At 46.0% G+C, this 2,500-nt stretch carries 3 protein-coding genes and 1 pseudogene; 1 reads left to right on the top strand and 3 read right to left on the bottom strand.

Annotated features, from left to right (window positions below):
• Positions 1-580: 580 nt before the first annotated feature.
• From BM299_RS20135 to BM299_RS18640, 3 genes and pseudogenes are all read right to left on the bottom strand, one after another.
• Positions 581-901 (bottom strand): annotated as a pseudogene (locus BM299_RS20135) (transposase).
• A 40-nt stretch (positions 902-941) separates the two neighbouring features.
• Positions 942-1,343, bottom strand: coding sequence for a hypothetical protein (locus BM299_RS18645; protein WP_245779867.1), 402 nt, complete (start codon positions 1,341-1,343; stop codon positions 942-944).
• Between the two features lie 11 nt (positions 1,344-1,354).
• Entirely contained in the window at positions 1,355-2,008 is a 654-nt protein-coding gene (locus BM299_RS18640; RefSeq protein WP_092488020.1) for a DDE-type integrase/transposase/recombinase, read from the bottom strand.
• A 162-nt stretch (positions 2,009-2,170) separates the two neighbouring features.
• Between BM299_RS18640 and BM299_RS18635 the strand changes: the two genes are divergently transcribed.
• Positions 2,171-2,500: Druantia anti-phage system protein DruA (locus BM299_RS18635; RefSeq protein WP_114340156.1), on the top strand; the 330-nt coding region annotated here is incomplete at its 3' end.

The raw sequence follows: 2,500 nt of genomic DNA, 5'->3' as shown, positions 1-2,500 counted from the left end.
AAAAAAAGCGGCCATAGCTTTAACCAGGAACATTGGGGGTCGCGTCAGTTTCGAGGAACCTTAAAGTGAATTAGTTTTCCAATCAACAATATAGAAAAAACAAGTACAAAGAGGTGGTGAGATAAGGTGCTTCGTGACCGTTTGCTCAATAATCTTGGTGAATTACAGTAAGTGCTAGGGTAATATGTCAAGAGTAAATTTAAGGAAACACTTTCCCTTCAATTTGGGCGCAAAAAACCAGACCGCCGTAGGGATTGCCCATATCCCTGCCGTGGTGCTAAATTTAGGGTCCCTGAGTAGCTGGGAAAAGCCATTCAGCTTTTCCCAGTACCGGGAAAAGTCCAGGGATGACCAATCCCGGTAAATATGATATGCTCCATGCCATCACCTTTCTTTTACCTGTAGATAACCATGATGGCTAATATGCCCAATGCAGCAGGCAGCAGACAACTGTGGGCCATATTACCCAGCATAATTACCACAGTTTGTGGGAAAACACCTTAACCCTTGTCCGGTCGGTAAAGCTGGTTTTTTAAAAGTAGGGCAAACACCAGCCTCACCAACTTCCTGGCTGTGAGCACTAATGCCCTTTTGTGGGCGGTTTAGCGGCCTCCCGGTACTTTTTCCGATAATAAGCCCGGTACTCATCATTGTGTCTCCTTAAGCTGTCCGCGGCTTCTATCAGATAATATCTAAGGTACCGGTTGCCGGCTCTATTGAGGGGCTCATCTTCACCCTCAAAATCACCGGATTGATTACTGTCCTAGGTAAGGCCGGCATATTTGGCCAACTTGGCCTGGCTGTCGAACTTGGTGATATCCCCAATCTCTGCAATGATACCGGCGGAGTATACAGGTCCAATACCACGCACCGACTCCAAGGGATTAGCAAGCTTGGCCATATCCCGGTTAATCACATTCTCTATCTTGCGAATGCTTTGCTCAAAGAACCGGATGTTGTTCATGCTGGTTTCCAGGATTAGATTCCACTGAATCCGTAAGCCTGGGTTGCAACCGGTAAGATTCCCGGGAAATACGTTTGAGTTCCTTGGCCAGTTGTTCAGGTTCAGCAAAATGGTTATGTCCTTTATCCACAAGGAACTGGACCATATCCTCAAGGGGAGTATTGATGATCTCTTCAGGGCTGTAAAAATCGGTGATCAGCGAGCGACTGGTGGCCCCAAAGACATCACTGAACACATCACCGTAATTACTAAACTTCAAAAACAAGATGGTTAAAAAATAGCTTTTTTCACGGATCAAGGAACCCACCAGGTGGAACCTGTAGCGGGTCAACCGCTGCAGCGGAAGATACATTTCATCAACCTCATAGGGTTTTGGCAACCTGCCGAATCTTAAGTTGTCGGCAATAATAAAGGCGTCATAAGCATCATTCTTTCCCCGTGGGGTTCAACTTTGCCTTTAGCAGCGCAGTCCTTTGGCTGGGTGTGTATTATGTGACAGCCCAGGATAGTAGCCGCCCTTTTTAAGGACTTACCCATGTAGGGACTACCCCGATCTACGTACAAACTATTGGGTATTCCATAAATTGATATGGCCTGGCGAAATAGCATCATTACGGTTATTTCATTTTCTTCAAAGTGGTAACTGGCTGCGACTACATGTCTGGAATGATCGTCTAAAAATAGTATTAGTTTGGCCAGCCTTACCCGGTCAGGATTATCCGGGTCCTTTACATAAAGGTTTGGCCCTTTGGTATCGGCAAGGCAGAGATATTGCGGGTAGGGCGCCTCATAGGCCAGTCGCACTTTGTTTTGGTGATTATTTTTTGCCAACAGTGTTTTCCTGTCCAGGTTAACTGATCTTAAAAACCGGGCAATGGTTGATTCAGACGGCACTGGATTGGCGGTGGATGCATGGGTCAGTAATTCCTCGCGCAATTGGCTAACAGTACGGTAGGCGTTATCATAGCGCCAGCGCAGTAGCGCTTTTTTTTGCTCTTCGGTTAGCTTTCTGAATGTGTTTCTGTCCGAGCGCTCTTTTGGCATTAGTACAGTATTCCGTAAATTCTTTCCCTAACTTTCTCGTACCTAAATTTACCATAAAGTTTGTCATAATCTTATTACTACTAAGCCAGAAAAATTTTACTGGCTTTTTTTGTTTTGTTCCTTTACAATGATTATAGATCACGTAAAGGAGCCGTCGGTTATATGGATTTCGCATCACTTCTCGTTCGCCCCATTCATGCGGATGAACGTGAAATTTGGGATGAACTCATGGCCAAGTATCATTATCTTGGTTTTCGCAAGCTTGTGGGCGAATCCATCCGTTACATGGTTCTTTTTCAAGGAGAGACTGTTGCACTGCTCGGATGGAGCAGTGCGGCATATAAAAGCCAACACCGTGACCAGTGGATCGGTTGGTCGGAGGAACAACGGCATCAGCGTCTCTCCTTTATTGCCAACAACCGTCTGGGCGCTCGGGTTGCTCTCCAGCAGAGCCCTATCCTCCCAGAGGGTAAGAGCCATTATAAGGTTAAC

Source organism: Desulfoscipio geothermicus DSM 3669 (assembly GCF_900115975.1).
GTDB classification, from domain to species: Bacteria; Bacillota; Desulfotomaculia; order Desulfotomaculales; family Desulfallaceae; genus Desulfoscipio; species Desulfoscipio geothermicus.
Note: the sequence above shows the minus strand (reverse complement) of the source record. Positions and strands in the feature narration are given on the sequence as shown.